Below are 19,651 nucleotides of genomic sequence, written 5' to 3' on the forward strand. Positions count from 1 at the left end.
CCCGGGCCAAGGAAAAGGCCCCTGCCACAGGGAAGCTGCGGCGGGGGCCTCGTCATCGCGCCTGGCGGCGCTTAGGCTTAGGCCACGCTATCGGCGGTGACGTTGGGTGCCACCTCCTCGGTAGACAGGCAGCGGTTCACCGCGCTCATCACCCCCTTGATCGAGGCACTGGTGATGCTCTCGTCGGTACCAACCCCAAACACGGCTTCTCCCTTCACCCGCACTTCAACGTAGGCGATGGCTTCTGCGTCGGCGCCCTGGCCACGGGAGTGCTCGTGATAATCGATGATTTCGATGTCATGGCCCTCACCGCGCAATGCCTTGACGAAGGCCGCCAGGGGACCATTGCCCTCACCGCTGATGGTGTGGCGCTGACCGTCCTTGGCGATGCAGGCCTCAAGCATGACCGTCGGACTGTCCGGCTCGGACGACAGACGGTGGCTGACCAGGCTGTAGGGCTCGGTCTTGGCCAGGTACTCGTCGACGAAGGTCTGGTAGATCATCGCCGAGGTAATCTCCTTGCCGACCCGATCGGCCACCTCCTGCACCACCAGGCTGAACTCCATGGACAGCCGGCGCGGCAGTTCGATGCCGTGCTCCTGCTCGAGCAGGTAGCTGACGCCGCCCTTGCCGGACTGGCTGTTGACGCGGATCACCGCCTCGTAGCTGCGGCCCACGTCGAGCGGATCGATGGGCAGGTAAGGTACCGCCCAGACGCTGTCCGGATCTTCCTTGCGCAGCGCCATGCCCTTCTTGATGGCGTCCTGGTGAGAGCCGGAGAAGGCCGTGAACACCAGATCACCCACGTAGGGGTGGCGCGGATGCACCGGCAGCTGGTTGCAGTGCTCGACCTCGCGCATGATCGGGGTGATGTTCGAGAAATCGAGCCCCGGATGCACACCCTGGGTGTAGAGGTTCATCGCCAGGGTGACGATGTCGACGTTACCGGTACGCTCGCCGTTGCCGAACAGGGTGCCTTCGACCCGGTCGGCGCCGGCCATCACCGTCAGTTCAGCGGCGGCCACGCCGGTACCCCGGTCATTGTGGGGATGCACACTGACGATCAGGTGATCACGGTGCTCGACATTGCGGCAGAACCACTCGATCTGGTCGGCATAGTTATTGGGGGTCGCGCACTCCACCGTCGCCGGCAGGTTGACGATCATCTTGTTGTCAGCGCTTGCACCGTAGGTCTCGCGCACCGCATTGACGACGTCGACAGCAAAGTCCATCTCGGTGGTGGTGAACAGCTCCGGTGAATACTGGAAGGTCCACTGGGTGTCGGGCGCCGCCTTCATCAGGTCGCGAATCTGGGTGGTGGCGTCAACCGCAATCTGGATGCACTCGGCCTTGTTGACGTTGAACACCACACGACGGAATACCGGATCCGTGGCGTTGTACACGTGCACGATAGCCTTCTTGGCGCCCTTCAGGGCCTCGAAGGTGCGCTCGATCAAGTGCGGACGTGCCTGAGTCAGCACCTGAATGGTCACATCGTCCGGCACCTTGTTGTCTTCGATCAGGCTGCGCACGAAGTCGAAGTCAGTCTGGGACGCTGACGGGAAACCCACTTCGATTTCCTTGAAGCCAATCTTCAGCAGCAGGTCAAAGAAACGCTGCTTGCGTTCCTGGTCCATCGGATCGATCAAGGCCTGATTACCGTCGCGCAGGTCGACGCTGCACCACTTCGGCGCGGCCTCGATACGCTGGTTGGGCCACTGCCGATCAGGCAGGTCCACGGCGACGAAGGGACGGTACTTGCTGGAAGGATCGTTGAGCATCATGGCGAATTCTCCGGATACGGGCTGTGTCTAGCGATCGTTGGTACGATCTTGCTCGCGGTATTGTCGAGCTATTGTTGGCAGGCCTGACGTGCGCCTTATGGGCTGTGGCCAGGCATAAACGGCGACGCCCCGCTCACCAAAGGAGAGCGGGGCGTCATAAGTCGTAGCGCAGTGACATCAATATCGGCACCCACACATACCGTGACGATCCTCGGCTCATGACGAGCACAGGCACCTGAGCGAGCAGGGGCATGCTGATCCATCACAGGACGATCCATACCAACGCTATCGAGGGCTGGGCGGTCGGTGCCGGGGCGATTCGTGGAGGGGTAAGAGACACTGACTAACATGGTTCAACCTCGATTCGACTAACTCTTGGCAACAAGCTCCAGGCGATGAAGGCGGCTCGGGAAGAGCCAGGGCAGGCGCCATCGCCACGCGCATTTACACGCGTAGTAGTAGTAGTCGTAGGTCGAGGAGTCGAAGTGTCATGTTCATGCACCTAGAAAATCAGTCTTGGCTGCCCTTGTCAACCATTCGCCTGAATGACCCTGCCTGCAACGCAGCGGCCAAGCCCCCTGCCATCCCTCGCAGAAGCGGCGCCAGCGGTACGCGCGAACGACGCTTTTCTGCTGATTTGCTGCCCTATCTCACTGTCACGCATTTGTCCTCTACGGCGTCTAGAGTAGGTGTTAGGTCACAGGTCCCGATAGGCCCGCAAGCCACGGACAAGGCGGCACGCCACCGGTTGTCTCCCGGCCGCGGCTTTACGGTCCCTACACCCTATCTGGACGATTTCGGGACGCCACGCCTCGCACCCAAGGCCATTCAATCCCCCACGTCATTCCTACACTGCTGGAGACACAAGATGGTTGCGCTGAACCACAGCACCCCACTTGCTATTACGCGATATCGCACACCAATCGCCCCCCAGGACCGCAGTCCCCACAGGCCCCGTCACGCCGTTCTGGGCACAGCCCTGTGCTTGAGCGTTGGCATCAGCCTGCTGACGATGTCCCTGTCTTCCTCGGCGGTGGCAGCATCCGATCCCACCAGCGCATCGAACTCTCTACCGGTCAGCGTCGGCCCGCGGCCCTACTTCCTGATCGACGACATGGATGAGGACAACGCTCAGTCCGCCGAGCTCAAGGCCACACTTCAGCAGTGTGCGTCGTCCCTGGACCAGCTTGAGCCCAGCGACTTTTCGATTGGCCATCGCGGTGCGCCTCTCATGTTCCCGGAGCACACGAAAGAGTCCTACCTGGCGGCGGCAAGAATGGGTGCAGGGGTGCTCGAGTGTGACGTGGCCTTCACCGAAGACAAGGAGCTGGTGTGCCGCCACTCCCAGTGTGACCTGCATGGCACCACCAACATTCTGGAAACCGAACTGGCCAGCCAGTGCAGCGTGCCGCCAGCCTTCAATGCCGATGGCACCCTGAGCAACGCCAGCGATATCCAGTGTTGTACCAGCGATATCACCCTGGCCGAGTTCAAGACCCTGGAAGGACGCATGGATGGCGTCGACACCAGTGCCGACACCCTGGAAGCCTATCTGGCTGGCAACCCCCGCTGGCGCACAGAGCTCTACGCCGATCGCGGCACCCTGATGAGCCATGCCGAAAGCATCGCGCTGTTCCAGCAGCTCGGGGTCAAGATGACGCCGGAGCTGAAGACGCCTAGCGTGGAGATGCCCTTCGACGGCATGAGCCAGCAGGACTACGCGCAGAAGCTGCTCGATGAGTACGCCGAGGCAGGCGTGGCGCCAGCCGACGTCTTTCCGCAGTCATTCCTGCTGGACGACGTGCGCTACTGGGTCGACAACACCGAGTTTAGAGATACCGCCGTCTATCTGGACGACCGCTATGACGTGGAAGGCTTTGACGTGACCGACCCCAGCACGTGGCAACCGTCCATGCAGGAGCTGGCGGATATGGGCGTCAAGATTCTGGCCCCGCCGATGTGGATGCTGCTGGCCGCCGGCGACGACCCTGACAAGCCCATCGTGCCATCGGTCTACGCCGAAGAGGCCAAGCAGGCGGGACTTGAACTGGTCGCCTGGTCCTTTGAGCGCTCGGCACCCTTGACCCGGGATGGCGCCTGGTACCACCAGACCATTGATGACGTGGTAGACAACGATGGCGACAAGATGGTCGCGCTGGACGTCATGGCCAGGGATATCGGCGTCAAGGCAGTGTTCTCGGACTGGCCCGCGGCGGTCACCCTGTACGCCAACTGCATGGCGGACGAGCTGGCGCGATAGGCTCCCGGCAAGAAGATTAGCGCCCACCACGTAAAAACGGCCGGGTGGCAAGCCACCCGGCCAGAACGCCTTCCGTGGCGTTGGCGCCCCTAACGCCATTCCGAGGGTTCCATCCTAACGACCCTGCCTGGCTGCGGCGCTCCCCCATCGGCGGTACCCAGCCCCCCTCAGACGAGGGGACCACCAGCGGCACTGCCATCTCGCCAAGTCCGTCACCAGCCAGGGGCACTCCCTTGCTGCCAGCCATTCAGGCGAAGGACAAGCCCTGCGCCTCAGCAGTAATGCGGGTGCCGGCACGTCCCGCCACGATGGCTTCGATATCAGCGAGTGCTCCGATCACCGCCGTCTTGCCGCTGGCTCGCACAAACTCACAGGCCGCCTGCACCTTGGGGCCCATGGACCCGCTAGCGAAGTCGAGCGCTTCCAGGCTGTCAGGATCGGCCTCCGCCACCCGCCGGCTCTGGGGCGTTCCCCACTCCAGGTAGACACCGTCAACATCCGTGGCGATGATCAGCAGATCACTGGCGAGCTCTCGAGACAGCAGCGACGAGCACATGTCCTTGTCGATGACGGCCTCGATGCCCTGAAGCTTGCCGTCCTCAGCGTACACCGTGGGGATCCCACCGCCGCCGGCACAGATCACCACAGTGCCCCGCTCAAGAAGCCAGCGCAGTGGGCGAATCTCGAAGATCCTTTTGGGCCTGGGACTCGGCACCACCCGGCGATAATGATCACCGTCCTTGGCCATGGCCCAGCCCTTGAGCTCCGCCAGACGGCTGGCCTCTTCCTTCGAGTAGATGGGACCGATCGGCTTGGTAGGATGAGCAAAGGCCGGGTCAGCGGCATCGACTTCCACCTGGGTCAACAGCGAGGCGAACGGCACCTCGCCAGGCAACAGATTGCCCAGCTCCTGCTCGATCATGTAGCCGATCATGCCCTCGGTCTCGGCCCCCAGCACATCCAGCGGGAAGGCATTGTCCTCGTCATAGGCCGCCCCCTGCAGCGCCAGCAGGCCTACCTGGGGCCCGTTGCCGTGGGCAATCACCAGCTCATTGCCCGATGCGATTCGCGCGATCTGCTCACAGGCGATACGAATGTTGGCGCGCTGGGCGTCCCCATTCATGACTTCGCCTCGTCGCAGCAGTGCATTACCGCCAAGCGCTATGGTGATACGCATACGCTACTCTCCCGGTTCAGGTTGGCGAGCGGCACCAGGCCACTCGCCAGGTTCAGGCCAACATCGACGCCAGCGACTCACACATCTCCCAGCGTCGACACCATTACCGCCTTGATCGTGTGCATGCGGTTTTCCGCCTGCTCGAAGGCAATGCAGGCCGGGGATTCGAACACCTCCTCGGTGACTTCAATACCGTTCTTGAGGACCGGATACTGCTCGGCGACCTGACGCCCCACCTTGGTGTCGCAGTTGTGAAAGGCGGGCAGACAGTGCATGAACTTGACCCGTGGGTTGCCCGACGCCGCCAGCAAGGCCTGGTTGACCTGATAGGGCAGCAGCTGGTCGATGCGCTCGGCCCATGCCTCCACCGGCTCACCCATGGAGACCCACACATCGGTGTGAATGAAGTCGACGCCCTTGACCGCTTCCTGGGGATCTTCGGTCAGGCAGAGTCGTGCCCCACTCTGCTCGGCAAAGCGACGACAGTTGGCCAGGTGCTCTTCATCCGGCCAGAGCGCCCTTGGCGCGGCGATACGCACGTCCATGCCCAGCTTGGCGCCGATCAGCAGCAGCGAGTTGCCCATGTTGTTGCGCGCATCCCCCAGATAGGCGAAGGAGATCTCGTGCAGTGGCTTCTCCGCGTGCTCACGCATGGTCAACACGTCAGCGATCATCTGGGTCGGGTGGTACTCATCGGTCAGCCCGTTGTACACCGGCACCCCAGAGAAGGCCGCCAGCTCCTCCACCACCTCCTGGCTGAAGCCGCGATACTCGATGGCGTCATACATGCGTCCCAGGACCCGAGCGGTATCACGCATGGACTCCTTGTGACCGATCTGGGACGAGGTCGGGTCGATGTAGGTCACATTGGCGCCCTGGTCATAGGCGGCCACTTCAAACGCACAGCGGGTCCGCGTAGAGGTCTTCTCGAAGATCAGCGCAATGTTCTTGCCCTTCAGCCGCTGGGTCTCGCAGCCGCTGTACTTGGCGCGCTTGAGGTCACGAGACAGGTCCAGCAGGTAGCGCAGCTCGCGCTCGGAGTGATGCATCAGTGACAGCAGGTGACGATGGTGGATGTTGAACGCCATGAGTGTCTCCTTGACGGCTGCCTGGCAGCCGTCGATGGGAAGCCAAAAGAGAAAAAGACGGTTCCGCTGACGTCAGCGATCGACGTCACAAGCCGGTATCAGTAGTCGACGGCATCGCGGGAAATGGGGCAGGTCATGCAGTGACCGCCACCACGTCCGCGCCCCAGTTCGCTGGCACTGATGGTGATGACCTCGACGCCTGCCTTGCGCAGCAAGGTGTTGGTGTAGGTATTACGGTCATAGCCGACCACCACACCGGGCTCGAGGGCGACCACATTGTTGCCGTCATCCCACTGCTCGCGTTCGGCCTCGTAGCTGTCGCCGCCGGTCTCCACCACACGCAGCCTGGGCAGACCAAGGGCCTCAGCCACGACCTCGATGAAGCCTTGATTCTCGCGTCGCACGTCGATGCCACTGGGCTTGCTCTCGTCCGGGCGCAGGCTGAACGGCACGATATCCTTGACCACCTCCGGGAAGACCGTGACCAGATCGCGATCACAGAAGCTGAACACCGTATCCAGATGCATCGCGGCACGAGAACGCGGCAAGCCCGCCACGATGACCCGTTCGGCTTCACCCGCCCGGAACAAGGCGCTGGCCACCTGGCCGATGGCCTGATGCGAGGTACGCTCCCCCATACCGATCAACACGACGCCGTTGCCCACCGGCATGACATCGCCACCTTCCAGCGTTGCAGCACCGTGGTCCTGATCAGGGTTGCCATACCACACCTTGAAGTCGGCGCCGACAAACCTCGGGTTGAAGCGATAGATGGCTGACGTCAGCAAGGTTTCCTGGCGCCTGGCCGGCCAGTACATGGGGTTGAGGGTGACGCCACCGTAAATCCAGCAGGTGGTATCGCGAGTGAACAGGGTGTTGGGCAACGGCGGCAACACAAAGCTCGAGCGCCCCAGATAGTCACGGAAGGTCTTGAGGGTCTCGCCACCATGACTCTCGGTGATATCGGCCCAGGACACCCCGCCGATCAGAAAGTCGGCTAGACGCCGAGGCTCAAGGTCGGTAAGCCAGGCGCGAACTTCATCCGCGAGACCATGGCCGACCAGGTTGGAGGTGATCTTGCGGTCCAGAATCCAGCGCACCGCGTCACGATTTTCCAGTGTTTCGGTCAGCAGATTGTGCATCTCGAGCACTTCGACATCACGCTCACGCATCTTGGTCACGAAGTCGAAGTGATCACGCTTCGCCTGATTGGTCCAGAGCACATCATCGAATAACAGCTCGTCGCAATTACTGGGCGTCAGCCTGAGGTGAGCAAGCCCCGGTGAACACACCATGACCTTGCGAAGCTTACCCACTTCCGAGTACACACCCAATCGAGAACCGCCTGTCTTCATCGCTTTTCTCCTTCCCCTATGAACAAGGGAATTCGTATCAGAAAGTCACTCTCCAGAACCTCTTTCACCTACTCTATTCGACTCCCCCTAGAGGCTTAACCACCCTTGATAAAGACCTGCTACTGCCAAGGAAAAAGCACCGACAGTCGCCATAAAAATGATCATCTCGTAGCGCTTGAAGACGGCCTCACCGCGCTCACGCTTAGCCCAGATAAACAGGATCGCGCCTGGCGCGTAGAGAAGCGCCGAGAGCAGCAGATACTGGATGCCTCCCGCATACAGAAGCCAAAGGGCATACAGCGTGGCCAAGCCACTGATGCAAGCATCCTTCAGGCGATCTTCCGGGGATCTCTCGTACCCCTCGCCCTTCAACGTCAGCATGAGGGCATAGGCAGCGGACCAGAGGTAAGGCACCAGAATCATCGAGCTCGCGAGATACAAGAGACTGAGATAGGTCGACTCACTGAGCAGCGTGAGCAGAAGAAACACCTGGATCAGGCCATTGGATAGCCATAGCGCCTTGACCGGCACCTTGTTGACGTTTTCCCTGCTCAAGGCCGCGGGCATGGTGCCGTCACTGGAAGCGGCACGAAGTATCTCGGCGCACAGTAGCGTCCACGACAGCAAGGCTCCCAATAGCGAGATCGCCAAGCCTGCGCTGATCAGGTATCCCCCCCAGGGACCCACCACATGGCTGAGTACCAGCGCCATGGAAGGGTTTTTAAGACCCGCGAGTTCAGGCTGGGACATGATGCCCATGGACAGGACGTTGACCATGACCAACAGCAGCAGTACACCGAGAAAGCCGAGCACAGTGGCCCGCCCCACATCGCGACGTTCCCGAGCCTTCGAGGAATAGATGCTCGCGCCCTCGACGCCGATGAACACCCACACCGTCACCAGCATCATGTTGCGCACCTGATCCATCACGTTGCCAAGATCAGGGTTGGCCTGCCCCCAGATATCCAGAGTAAAGACGTCCAGCCGAAACCCAATCGACGCCAGCACGATGAACATCACCAGCGGAACCACCTTGGCGACGGTGGTCACGATATTGATATATGCCGCCTGCTGAATGCCCCTCGAGACAAGCCAGTGAACGCTCCATAGCAGCATTGAGGCGCACAGCACCGCGAGCGGCGTATTGCCATCACCGAAAGCGGGAAAGAAGAAACCGAGGGTACTGAAGAGAAGAACGAAATAACTGACATTTCCGAGCCAGGCGCTGATCCAGTAGCCCCAGGCAGAAGAGAAACCAAGGTAGTCGCCGAACCCCGCCTTGGCGTAGGCATAGATACCGGCATCCAGTTCCGGTTTGCGATTGGCCAGCGTCTGAAAGACGAACACCAGCGACAACATGCCGACCGCCGTAATACTCCATCCAATCAGCATCGCTCCAGGAGATGCACTTGCCGCCATGTTCTGCGGCAGTGAAAAGATTCCTCCACCAATCATCGAACCAACGACTAGCGCAAGCAGTGCACAAAGCCCGAGCTTATGTCTGGGTGTTTCCATGGAGGCTTCCTCGCAGGAAAAAAAGTTTGCCGATTCAGCCTACGCTCTTTTTTCTCCGCGATAACGCCCCAAACCGAGGTATTCCCTTCTTCGGTGACTCGTATCAACAGCGTGAAGCAAGACGAATTTATTCGACATCGATCATGAAATGCGGCTCCACAACACATCATTGATCTGCATGCCTGGACGGCAACGATAGCCACCTAATGTGACCACCACTTGGGTCAAGTATTGAGCACTTTCACGAACGTCCACTCCCCTGCTTCAGGACGCCATAAACAGAGACACCTGCACCAGAAAGCCGCCCAAAGGACGTCGTGAACAGAACAACACACAGCATGAGAGAACGCGCAGAGAATACGAGAACGCGCCGAGAATACGAGAACGCGCCGAGACACGACGAACACGCAGGGAGAAAGCACAGGACAAACGAAAAAGAGGAGTCCGAAGACTCCCCTTTCGAGTGTGCTGGCATGGTGCCCCATCCAGCGTGATGTCCTTTCCGGTCAGTCTTGGCCGATCAGTCTTGGCCGGTCAGTCTTGGCCGGTCACTCTTGCGCCAAATCCGCCTGGCGATAGCCGATCAGGTACAGCACGGCATCAAGACCAAGGGTCGAGATACTCTGTCTCGCCTGGGCTCTGACCATGGGCTTGGCCCGGAAGGCAATTCCCAGGCCGGCTGCCGCCAGCATCTTGAGATCGTTGGCACCATCTCCCACGGCGATGGTCTGCTCCATGGAGATGCCCTCGCGCTGGGCGATCTCGCGCAGCAGCAGCGCCTTGCGATCGGCGTCCACAATCGGCTCACGCACCTCACCGGTGACCTTGCCGTTCTCGATGACCAGCTCATTGGCGTGGATTTCATCGAAGCCTAGGCGTTGCTGGAGATAGCGCGCGAAGTAGGTAAAGCCACCGGACAGGATAGCGGTGCGATAGCCCAAGCGCTTGAGCTGAGCCATCAGTGTCTCGACGCCGTCCATTAACGGCAGCTCAGCGGCGATCTCGGCCAGCACGGATTCATCCAGCCCCTTGAGCTTGGACATGCGCTCGCGGAAGCTCTCCTGGAAGTCCAGCTCACCGCGCATGGCCCGCTCGGTGACCTCCGCCACTTCGTCGTAGACACCGTGACGCCTGGCCAGCTCATCGATGACCTCGGCCTTGATCAGGGTCGAATCCATGTCGAAACACACCAGACGACGATGAGTACGCCAGATCGAGTCCTCCTGCAGCGCGATATCCACCCCGTGGGCCGCGCCCAGGGCCAGGGCCTTCTCGCGCAGCGACTCGAGATCGATCTGTTCGCCGCGCAGCCAGCATTCGACGCAGCTGCCCTGAGCCGGCGCCTCGCCGTCCAGCGGCTCGCGTCCGGACAGGCGATGCATCAACTCCACCGTCAGCCCGTGCTCTGCCGTCAGCGCCCCCACTTCGGCCAGGATGCCGGCAGGCAGTCGCGGCGCCAGCAAGGTCATGATCCACCGCGGCTGACCCGCGGTCTGGCTCCAGCGATGGTACTCCTCGGCGCTGATCTGGATCGCCTGCACATCGAGCCCGAGCTCGTCGCCGGTGTGGGCCAGCGCACCTTCCAGGTCCGCCTCGTGATCCAACGCCACCAGGGCCTCCAGCGAGACGATGCCGAAGGTCACGCTCTGGTTGATATCGAGAAGTCTTGCCCCGCTGCGGGCCAGCGCCTTGCCAAGTCCAGCCAGCTGGCCAGGACGAGCCTGGCCGGTGGCACGCATCAAGATTCTTCTGGTCATGTAGTCTGTCCTGTAACCTCACCGCCTTGTATGGGGTGGCGACAACGTGAACCCCCACCGAGGATCAGGCCTCGACGCGCTCCAGCCGATCAACCTTCTGCAGACCGCGCGGCAGCTTGCTGCCCCGACGCCCGCGTTCGCCGCGATAGTAGTCGAGTTCGCCATTCTTGAGCGATAGCTTACGTTTGCCAGCATGGACCACCAGGGTGTCTCCTGGGGCCAACACGACCAGTCCACGCACGAATTCTTCACGCCGGGCGGCCCGGGCGCCAGGAATATCGAGCATCTTGTTGCCCTTGCCCTTGGACATCTCCGGCAACTGCTCCAGCGGGAACAGCAGCAGCCGCCCCTCGTTGGATACCGTGGCCACGGTCAGCTCTTCGGCCGCCGGCAGCTCCACCGGGGGCAACACGTTGCAGCCCTTGGGCAGTGACAGCACCGCCTTGCCGGAGCGATTCTTGCCGGTCAGGTCCTCGAGTCGCGCAACAAAGCCATAGCCGCCGTCGGAGGCCAGCAGGTAGCGGGAGTCGCCGGGAGCCAGCATGACCCCCGCCATATGCGCACCGGCCACCACGTTGACCTTGCCGGTCACCGGTTCGCCCTGGCCACGGGCGCTGGGCAACTGATGGGCCGGCAAGGTGTAGGCGCGGCCGGTATCGTCCAGCAGCACCAGCGGCTGGTTGGTCTTGCCCCGGGCGGCCAGATGGAAGGCATCTCCCGCCTTGTAGGACAAGCCAGCCGGATCGATATCGTGACCCTTGGCCGCGCGAATCCAGCCCTTCTCGGACAGCACCACGGTGACCGGGTCGGCACCGACCAGCTCGACTTCGGACAGCGCCTTGGCCTCGCCACGCTCGACGATGGGCGAGCGACGCTCATCGCCGTGTTCTTCTGCCGCCTGTCTGAGCTCCTGCTCGATCAGATCGGTCATGGCCTCGTCGCTGCCCAGCAGCTCCTCGAGCCGCTTGCGCTCCGCCTCGAGCTCACTCTGCTCGGTGCGGATCTTCATTTCCTCCAGCTTGGCCAGATGACGCAGGCGCAGCTCCAGGATGGCCTCGGCCTGACGATCGCTGAGACCGAAGGCCTCGATCAGGGCGCTCTTGGGCTCATCCTCTTCACGGATGATCCGGATCACCTCATCGATATTGAGGTAGGCGATCAACAGACCTTCCAGCAGGTGCAGGCGATCGTTGACCTTGCCCAGCCGATGCTCCAACCGCCGGCGTACCGTGGTACGCCGGAAATCGAGCCATTCGCCCAAAAGCTCCGGCAGTGGCATCACCCGCGGACGGCCGTCGAGACCGATCACGTTGAGGTTGACCCTGACGTTCTTCTCGAGGTCGGTGGTGGCAAACAGGTGCGCCATCATCGCCTCGATGTCGACCCGATTGGAGCGGGGCTCGATCACCAGACGGGTCGGCTCCTCATGGGTGGACTCATCGCGCAGGTCGGCCACCATCGGCAGCTTCTTGGCCTGCATCTGGGCAGCGATCTGCTCGAGCACCTTGGCCCCGCTGACCTGATACGGCAGCGCGGTGATGATGACCTGGCTTTCTTCCTTGTCGAACTCGTAGCGGGCGCGCATCTTGACGCTGCCACGGCCACTTTCATAGATCTTTCTGAGGTCGGCGCGGGGAGTGATGATCTCCGCCTGGGTGGGAAAGTCCGGTCCCGGCAGGTGCGCCATCAGATCCGCCGTCGTCACCGAGGGGTTACGCAGCACCTGGCAGGTGGCCTCGACCACCTCGCGCACGTTATGGGGCGGAATATCCGTGGCCATACCCACGGCAATCCCGGTGCCGCCATTGAGCAGCACGTGGGGCAGCCGTGCCGGTAGCACCACCGGCTCGTTCATGGTGCCATCGAAGTTGGGCGCCCAGTCCACGGTGCCCTGACCCAGCTCACTGAGCAGCACCTCGGCAAACTTCGACAGCCTGGCTTCGGTGTAGCGCATCGCCGCGAAGGACTTGGGATCGTCTGGGCTACCCCAGTTGCCCTGGCCATCGACCAGCGGATAGCGATAGCTGAACGGCTGCGCCATCAGCACCATGGCTTCATAGCAGGCGCTATCGCCATGGGGGTGAAACTTACCCAGCACGTCACCGACGGTACGCGCGGACTTCTTGTACTTGGCATTGGCGTTCAGCGACAGTTCACGCATGGCGTAGACGATGCGCCGCTGTACCGGCTTCATGCCGTCGCCAATATGGGGCAATGCCCGGTCGAGAATGACGTACATCGAATAGTCGAGGTAGGCCTTCTCGGTGTATTCGCGCAGGGACAGTCGCTCGACGTCGCCCTCCGCCACCTCAATGTCCAGAGTCATGTTCCCTCGTTCTCATCCTGGTCGCCGCAAGCGACGACATGGTATTCCCAGGCGCAACCGGCGCCGCCCGCTCTGCCTCGGCCGGATCAGACGTCGATATCGGCCAGGTTGCCGTAGTCTTCAAGCCAGCTCTTGCGGTCCGAGGCGCGCTTCTTGGCCAGCAGCATGTCCATCATCTCCAGCGTGCCGTCGCCATCTTCCCGGGTCAGCTGCACCAGGCGGCGCGTCTCTGGCGCCATGGTCGTCTCGCGCAGCTGCAGCGGACTCATCTCACCCAGGCCCTTGAAGCGCTGAACATTGGGTGTCCCGCGCTTGCCTTCCAGAGAACGCAGAATGGCGGCCTTCTCGCTCTCGTCAAGGGCGTAGAAGACCTCCTTGCCCAGATCGATGCGGTACAGCGGCGGCATGGCGACAAACACATGGCCGGCGTCGACCAGCGAGGGGAAGTGGCGCACGAACAGCGCGCACAGCAGCGTGGCGATGTGCAGCCCGTCAGAGTCAGCGTCGGCGAGGATGCAGATCTTGTGATAGCGCAGCTTGGACAGGTCGGCGCTGGCCGGGTCGGCACCGATGGCCACGGCAATGTCGTGGACCTCCTGGGAGCCGTAGATATCATGGGAGTCGACCTCCCAGGTATTGAGGATCTTGCCGCGCAACGGCAGGATCGCCTGGGTCTCGCGGTTGCGTGCCTGCTTGGCGCTGCCGCCGGCGCTGTCGCCCTCGACCAGGAATAGCTCGCTCATGGCAGGGTCCTGACCGCTGCAGTCGGCCAGCTTGCCGGGCAGTGCAGGACCAGAGGTTACCTTCTTGCGGGCCACCTTCTTGGAGCTCTTCTGGCGCCGCTGAGCCGCGCTGATGACCAGCTCGGCCAAGGCCTCTGCCTGATCCACATGGTGGTTGAGCCACAGCGAGAAGGCGTCCTTGACCACCCCGGACACGAAGCCCGCCACGGTGCGCGACGACAGCCGCTCCTTGGTCTGTCCGGCGAACTGCGGATCCAGCATCTTCACCGACAGCACGTAGGCGACGCGCTCCCACAGATCTTCGGCGGTCAGCTTGACGCCACGGGGCAGCAGGCTGCGGTACTCGCAGAATTCCTTGAGCGCGTCGAGCAGGCCGGAGCGCAACCCATTCACATGGGTGCCCCCCTGGGCGGTGGGGATCAGGTTGACGTAGCTTTCCATCAACGAGTCGCCGCCCTCGGGAAGCCACTGGATCGCCCAGTCCACCGCCTGCTCGTCGTCGGCAAAGTGACCGACGAAGGGCGAGCTTGGCAGGACCTCGTAGCCGTCCGTGGTCTGGGCCAGGTAGTCGCGCAGACCGTCCTCGAATTGCCAGGTGGTGGCGGTGCCATCGGCCTCGACCAGCTCCACCTTGAGCCCGGGGCACAGCACTGCCTTGGCGCGCAGCAGGTGCTTGAGGCGGCCCACGGCCAGATTGGGACTATCGAAATAGCTGACGTCCGGCCAGAATCGCACCACCGTGCCCTTGGCCCGCTTGGCCGCAGTACCGATGACGTGCAGATCCTCGACCTTGTCGCCGTGCTCGAAGGCCATGGCGTGGCGCTCGCCATCGCGCAGCACTTCCACTTCCAGGCGCCTGGACAGGGCGTTGACCACGGATACCCCGACACCGTGAAGACCGCCGGAAAAGCGATAGCTCGATGAGGAGAACTTACCGCCTGCGTGCAGGCGCGTCATGATCAGCTCGATCCCCGACACTCCGTGCTCGGGGTGCACGTCGATGGGCATGCCACGACCGTTGTCCGACACCTCGATGCCGCCATCATCGCGCACCACCACGCGAATCTCGTTGGCGTGCTCGGCGAGGGCCTCGTCGACACTGTTGTCGATGACCTCCTGCACCAGGTGATTCGGGCGGGAGGTGTCGGTGTACATGCCGGGGCGCTTGCGAACGGGCTCCAGCCCGGAAAGCACCTCGATCGAACTGGCACTGTATTGGGTCATGCGTGGTCCATCATCAGGATGACTGGAATCGTCTCTTTTCTGCCTTGGCGCCAGTCGCGAGGGTCTGCGCCTAGTCCATCACCGGCGCCATCACGCCTGGTTCAAGGCGATGCCCGGCGTGGGCGAACACCGCTGGCAGGTAATCGGCCAGGGCATTGAAGCCGTGCTCCCCTCCGGGATGCAGCACCGCTCTGGCGCCGCGATAGGCCTCGAACGCATCGTGACTGTTCAATGTCTCGTCCTGGGTCACCAGCAGCAGCAGGTAACGCCACGGGGTCACGCTCTCGGGCGTCAGCTGGGCCACCTGGTCACGATGCCCCTGCTCGACCACGAAGCGTTCTCCGGTGTAGGCGTTCACAAAGCTCTGGCCCAGCATAGTATCGACCAGCCGCGCCGGGCGCACCGCCGGATTGACCAATACCGCCTTGAGCCCGTGTCGCTCGGCCAATACCGTGGCCAGAAAGCCACCCATGGAACTGCCCATGACCAGCGGCTGCGGCCCGAGACGCGACATCAAAGACTCACCCAGCGCCAGCGCATCGACGGCGCGTGACGGCAGATCCGGGGTCTCGCAGGGCAGGTCCAGTGCGTCGCAGGCGGCCTTGACCAGGCGTGCCTTTGGCGACGCCCCGGCGCTATTGAACCCGTGCAGGTACAAGATGCCGGTGGCGACTGGCGACGTCTGAGGCGTCATGGGGCTCAGCATAACGGAAAACCTGTATAAATGGCCAGTTTACTGACAGGGCCGCCCCGCTGACCCACTGCGGGATGCAGGGAGCCAGCGGGAACTGTCATCGCTTCAGCGCTCCCGCGAGGCCTGCCAGGTTGCCTCGATCAGGCCTCGGGTGGAATCGTCCATATCATCAAGACCCTGACGCCATTCAATGATGTCACGGGTCTCGTTGGCGATCTTCTTACCCAGTTCAACGCCCCACTGGTCGAAGGGATTGATGCCCCAGATGGTCGCCTGCACAAACACCTTGTGCTCGTACAGCGCAATCAAGGCGCCCAGGGTTTCCGGCGTCAACCGCTCCAGCAGCAAGGTGGTAGAGGGCTGATTGCCACGATAACGCTTGTGCTCGGGCCGTGGGCCGTCCTCGGCAATGGCGTCATCACCCAGCATCAACACGCGCGACTGGGCAAAGCAGTTGGCCAGAGTCAGGCGGTGCTGACCCATCAGGTGCTCACGGGTGGCCGGATCCTCGACATCCTCGTAGCGCGCCAGGGGCGCAATGAAGTCACACTCCACCGCCTGGGTGCCCTGGTGCAGCAACTGGTAGAACGCATGCTGGGCGTTGGGACCGAGCTGTCCCCACAGCACCGGGCAGGTGGAATAGTCCACCGTGTCACCGTCATTGGTGACCGACTTGCCGTTGGACTCCATCTCAAGCTGTTCGAGATAGGCGGCGAAGTACTCCAGTCGGCCGTCGTAGGGCAAGATCGAGTGGGCGCGGATGTCCAGGAAGTTGTTATTCCAGATACCGGCCAGGGCCAGCAGCACCGGCAGATTGTCGGCCAAGGGCGCCTTCTGGAAATGCACGTCCATGGTATGGGCACCGGCCAACAGCGCACGGAAGCCCTCCATCCCGATCACCAGTGCGATGGGCAGGCCAATACCCCCCCACAGCGAGTAGCGCCCGCCGACCCACTCCCAGAATTCGAGCTGGTGGTCACAGGCGATGCCCCACTCGGCCATCTTCTCGGGACTGGCGGATACGCCGATGAAGTGCTGACGCAGTACCAGCTCATGGTCGACGCCTTCCTGGCGCGAGCCTACCAGCCGGGACAGCAGCCAGTCCCGCGCCGTATTGGCGTTGGACAGGGTGTCGATCGTGGTGAACGATTTTGACGACAGCACGAATAGCGTGGTTTCAGGATCGAAGCGGGTCAGGTAGTCGACCAGCTGCGAGCCGTCCATGGTCGAGGCGAAATGGACCTCCACCGGATGAGTCCCCTGAGGACGATAGTCGGCCAGGGCGTGGGTCACCATCAGCGGCCCGAGGTCGGAGCCGCCCACCCCCAGGTTGACCACATCACGAATCGGCTTGCCGGTGGCGCCGCGCCACTGTCCCGAGTGGAAGCGCTCGACCATGGTGGCCATCTTGTCCAGGGTGGCATGCACCGCCGGCACCAGGTCTTCCCCCTCGACCACCAGCGACGCATCGGCGGGCAGGCGCAAGGCGGTATGCAAGGCAGGCCGATCCTCGCTGATATTGACCTTCTCGCCGGCCAGCAGACGCTGAGTGGCTGCCGGCACCCCTGCCTCCTCGGCCAGGTGCAGCAAATCCGCGAGGGTATCCTGATCCCAACGCTGCTTTGACAGGTCCAGCTTGAGGCCAGCCGCTTCCCGGCTGAAGGTGGCGAAACGCCCCTGGTCCTGACGGAACATGTCGCACAGGTGGCGCTGTCCTACCTGTTGGGCCTTGTCCTGCAGGGACCGCCAGGCCTGGGTTTGGTCGATCGTCGGCATCTATCCTCTCCTTGGGCATAGTCTGGGGAGCGGCAGCCTGGGCTGCATCCATGTCACGTCTGCGACGGTTCCCCAGGTCAAAGGTGTAACGGGTCAGCGACGGCAGCTGCCTCATCGTGCAGCGCGGGCCCAGGACGCGTACAATCACAGCCCCCGAGCCCGACAACACTGGCAATCCATGAGTGACGCATCTTACCGTGACGCCATCTTTTCCACACCCCTGGACAAGGTAGCGCGCTTTTCGTTCGACGAGCGTGTCGTCGCCTGCTTCCCCGACATGATCCGCAGGTCCGTTCCCGGCTACGGCCAGATCCTTGGCATGCTGGGCGTGCTGGCCGAGCGCCATCTGCGCCACGGCGCCCACGTCTACGACCTTGGCTGCTCGCTGGGCGCCGTAGGCCTGGCGCTGGCCGGCCAGCTTCCGCGGGACGCCTTCACCCTGACCGGCATCGACCTGTCCCCGGCCATGGTGGAACGGGCACGTCAGACCCTGGCAGAGGAGTGTCCCGAGCACGCCATCGAGGTCATCGAAGGGGACATCCGTCACATCGATTACCGCCCCAGCGGCATGATCGTGCTCAATTTCACGCTGCAGTTCCTGGCACCGGAAGATCGCAACGACCTGCTGGCACGGCTGTATCAGGCGCTGGAGCCCGGCGGCGTGCTGGTGCTGTCGGAGAAGATCAAGTCCGGCGACGAGCAGGACAACGCCTGGCTGGTGGAGCGCTACCATGATTTCAAGCGGGCCAACGGCTACAGCGACATGGAAATCAGCCAGAAACGCAACGCCCTCGAAAACGTGCTGATTCCCGATACCCTTGAGCAGCATCATCAGCGCCTGGCGGATGCCGGCTTCGGCCGCTCGCTGACCTGGTTTCAGTACCTGAACTTCGCCTCCATGATTGCCTTCAAGGAGGCTTGAGTGATCCCCAAGCATCAGCGTGATCTGTATCGCGCCTTCCTTGAACACTCCTTTCGCCACGCCGGCATGGGCACCTGGCTTGCCAGACTGCCCGAACAGTTTGCCAGCGGTCTGGACCGTCAGCGTCATGGTGACCTTCCCGCCTGGGAAAAGGCCGTGGCCAAGCTCCCGACGCTACCGGACAAGCGCCAGGTCCACCTGGACCAGGACACCGTCGAGGTATCGCTAGAGCTGGATGAGAGCCGTCAGCGTCAAAGCGAGAACCTGCTTCGGGCGCTGATCCCTTGGCGCAAGGGGCCCTACCGGCTGGCTGGAATCACCATCGATACCGAATGGCGCTCGGACTGGAAATGGCAGCGCCTGGCGCCGTACCTGGCGCCGCTGCGGGGCCGCAAGGTGCTCGACGTCGGTGGAGGCAATGGCTACCACGCCTGGCGCATGGCCGGGGCCGGGGCCGACTTCGTGCTGGTCATTGATCCATCGCCGCGCTTCTACTGGCAGTTCCAGGCCGTCAAGCACTTCGTCGGCGAGGCCGATGGCGGACGCACCCATTTCCTGCCGGTCGGTATCGAAGACGTCCCTGATCGGCTCGGCTTCTTCGACACGGTGTTTTCCATGGGCGTGCTCTACCACCGTCCATCACCGCTGGAGCACTTGATACAGCTACGGGACGCCCTGCGTCGCGGTGGCGAGCTGGTGCTGGAAACCCTGGTGGTCGAGGGCGATGAAACCCGCGTGCTGGTGCCGGGAGACCGCTACGCCGCGATGCCCAACGTCTACTTCCTGCCGTCGTCCAAGGCCTTGGTTGGCTGGCTTGAAAAGGTCGGATTCTGTGACGTGCGCGTTGTCGATGAAGGCCCCACCAGCCTGGACGAACAGCGCGCGACGGACTGGATGACCTTTCAATCACTGAATGATTTTCTTGATCCAGAGAACCCCCAACTCACCCGAGAGGGACATCCGGCACCACGGCGTGCGGTGATCATCGCCACCCGGCCAGCATGACCGACGGCAAGACGCCCTGCCGAGT

The 19,651-nt window shown here is 62.5% G+C and carries 13 protein-coding genes; 3 read left to right on the forward strand and 10 right to left on the reverse strand.

Going from position 1 to position 19,651, the window contains the following annotated elements; genetic code table 11:
- Nucleotides 1–77: 77 nt before the first annotated feature.
- Entirely contained in the window at nt 78–1,784 is a 1,707-nt protein-coding gene (leuA, locus tag KUV41_RS02120; RefSeq protein ID WP_222237508.1) for a 2-isopropylmalate synthase, read from the reverse strand.
- Between the two features lie 868 nt (nt 1,785–2,652).
- On the opposite strand from leuA, the gene KUV41_RS02125 reads away from it, so the two are divergent.
- Nucleotides 2,653–4,044, forward strand: coding sequence for a glycerophosphodiester phosphodiesterase family protein (locus KUV41_RS02125; protein WP_261395883.1), 1,392 nt, complete (start codon nt 2,653–2,655; stop codon nt 4,042–4,044).
- Between the two features lie 247 nt (nt 4,045–4,291).
- Here KUV41_RS02125 and arcC read toward each other — a convergent pair whose 3' ends face one another.
- The 9 genes from arcC to pgi all read right to left on the reverse strand — a co-directional run bounded on the left by arcC (nt 4,292) and on the right by pgi (nt 17,699).
- Nucleotides 4,292–5,221, reverse strand: coding sequence for a carbamate kinase (gene arcC / locus KUV41_RS02130; protein ID WP_222483944.1), 930 nt, complete (start codon nt 5,219–5,221; stop codon nt 4,292–4,294).
- Between the two features lie 77 nt (nt 5,222–5,298).
- Nucleotides 5,299–6,309, reverse strand: a complete 1,011-nt coding sequence (locus KUV41_RS02135) for an ornithine carbamoyltransferase (protein ID WP_206941006.1) — start codon at nt 6,307–6,309, stop codon at nt 5,299–5,301.
- A gap of 98 nt (nt 6,310–6,407) precedes the next feature.
- Complete coding sequence (gene arcA / locus KUV41_RS02140; RefSeq protein ID WP_222162843.1) at nt 6,408–7,664, reverse strand: arginine deiminase; 1,257 nt, start codon at nt 7,662–7,664, stop codon at nt 6,408–6,410.
- 87 nt (nt 7,665–7,751) lie between these two features.
- Nucleotides 7,752–9,179, reverse strand: coding sequence for an arginine-ornithine antiporter (gene arcD / locus KUV41_RS02145; protein ID WP_222483945.1), 1,428 nt, complete (start codon nt 9,177–9,179; stop codon nt 7,752–7,754).
- A gap of 548 nt (nt 9,180–9,727) precedes the next feature.
- Entirely contained in the window at nt 9,728–10,936 is a 1,209-nt protein-coding gene (gene serB, locus KUV41_RS02150) for a phosphoserine phosphatase SerB (RefSeq protein WP_222483946.1), read from the reverse strand.
- 64 nt (nt 10,937–11,000) lie between these two features.
- On the reverse strand, nt 11,001–13,262 hold the full coding sequence (parC, locus tag KUV41_RS02155; protein ID WP_222162840.1) for a DNA topoisomerase IV subunit A: 2,262 nt from the start codon (nt 13,260–13,262) through the stop codon (nt 11,001–11,003).
- 86 nt (nt 13,263–13,348) lie between these two features.
- Nucleotides 13,349–15,229, reverse strand: coding sequence for a DNA topoisomerase IV subunit B (parE, locus tag KUV41_RS02160; protein ID WP_206941016.1), 1,881 nt, complete (start codon nt 15,227–15,229; stop codon nt 13,349–13,351).
- Between the two features lie 70 nt (nt 15,230–15,299).
- Nucleotides 15,300–15,935 carry a YqiA/YcfP family alpha/beta fold hydrolase gene (locus tag KUV41_RS02165; protein WP_222483947.1) on the reverse strand — a complete coding sequence of 212 codons (636 nt, stop codon included), beginning with the start codon at nt 15,933–15,935 and terminating at the stop codon, nt 15,300–15,302.
- Nucleotides 15,936–16,028: 93 nt separating this feature from the next.
- A complete protein-coding gene (gene pgi / locus KUV41_RS02170) occupies nt 16,029–17,699 on the reverse strand; it encodes a glucose-6-phosphate isomerase (protein WP_222483948.1) in 1,671 nt (556 codons plus the stop codon).
- A gap of 178 nt (nt 17,700–17,877) precedes the next feature.
- Between pgi and cmoA the strand changes: the two genes are divergently transcribed.
- Together cmoA and cmoB are read left to right on the forward strand one after the other, a co-directional pair.
- Entirely contained in the window at nt 17,878–18,621 is a 744-nt protein-coding gene (cmoA, locus tag KUV41_RS02175; protein ID WP_206941022.1) for a carboxy-S-adenosyl-L-methionine synthase CmoA, read from the forward strand.
- A complete protein-coding gene (gene cmoB / locus KUV41_RS02180; RefSeq protein ID WP_222483957.1) occupies nt 18,622–19,626 on the forward strand; it encodes a tRNA 5-methoxyuridine(34)/uridine 5-oxyacetic acid(34) synthase CmoB in 1,005 nt (334 codons plus the stop codon). It begins immediately after the preceding gene.
- Nucleotides 19,627–19,651: the final 25 nt, after the last annotated feature.

This window comes from Halomonas sp. DP8Y7-1 (genome assembly GCF_019801685.1).
Lineage (GTDB): Bacteria > Pseudomonadota > Gammaproteobacteria > Pseudomonadales > Halomonadaceae > Halomonas > Halomonas litopenaei_A.